We start from the raw sequence: 1,188 nt of genomic DNA on the forward strand, positions 1-1,188 counted from the left end.
CCCGTCAGACAGGTTGCCGGTCGTCAACGTAATGCTTCCGTCTGTACCGGAACAGGCCGTTGGATTGCTCTCAGCATTGCCTGTCAGGGTTGGGATTGATGGATCGCTCAACGTAACGTCTATATCAGCGACTGAACTACAGCTGTTTAATTCAATCGTGATGTCATTATAATCTCCTTCTACAAGATTGTCTATTGTAGCTGAGCCACTCAGAACAACAACATTGTCAAATGCTCCATCAGCGTATGTCAAACTATAACTTCCATCAGGTACATTATTTAAAGTCAGTCTAATACTTCCAGTTCCGGCACAAACATCTGGTGAAGTAGAAGACACACCTGTGATTGAAGGTAATTCGTAAACATTAAACGAGTTCGAAATTTCAGCCAAGTCCAATTCTTCCAATGAAGAGTTAACCATTTTAACAATTTCTATTGTATAGCTATTGGCTAGCGGATTTGTAATATCAAATGATGCACTTCCCGAAGTAAAACTTACATCGTTAATTGAAACTGCTACGCCTGAGTTTAACGAATAGTCAACTTGATAATCTCCATCTGCCAAATTATCAAAATCAGTCAATTGAATTGTCAAGTCATCACCAACACAAATGTCTGATGCTTCCACATTACCATCAATTGCCCCCGGAGTAGGTGTTTCTGTATCAGTATTCGGATCCGGACCCGGATCGTCCTGATCTCCACTTACTGTAGCAGTATTAGCATAATTTCCTGTTGCATTTACTGTAGCCACTATTTGCAAAACAGTACTTGCCCCATCTATCAATCCACCAATTGTCCAAACACCCGTTCCTGAAATGTACGCACCTGAACCATCATCACTCACGTATGAATATCCACTTGGCAGTAAATCATCAACCCTTACTCCTGTGGCATCACTTGGACCGTTGTTGGTCACTGTCAAGGTAAAAGTTACATTATCCCCTACGTTAGGTGTAGCATCACTTGCTGTCTTAACAATCGACAGATCAGTCTGTGGTACTGGTACAGGGGTATTGCTGTCTTGGTCATCACTAGGATCTGGATCATCTTCGTTGCTGCTCGTGATCGTTGCGGTATTGGTATATACTCCACCTGCATTAACACTCGCTGTAATAGATATGCTCGCATCAGCTCCATTACTCAAACTTCCTCCTGTCCACGTTACTGTCCCTGAACTCTCACTCGT

Annotated in this window: 1 protein-coding gene; it reads right to left on the reverse strand. The window is 42.6% G+C overall.

What is annotated here, in order from left to right; genetic code table 11:
• Positions 1-1,188: CARDB domain-containing protein (locus tag AAOP42_RS00655; RefSeq protein ID WP_349526520.1), on the reverse strand; the 1,188-nt coding region annotated here is incomplete at both ends.

The organism is Reichenbachiella sp. MALMAid0571, assembly GCF_040151475.1.
Lineage (GTDB): Bacteria > Bacteroidota > Bacteroidia > Cytophagales > Cyclobacteriaceae > CAXBNB01.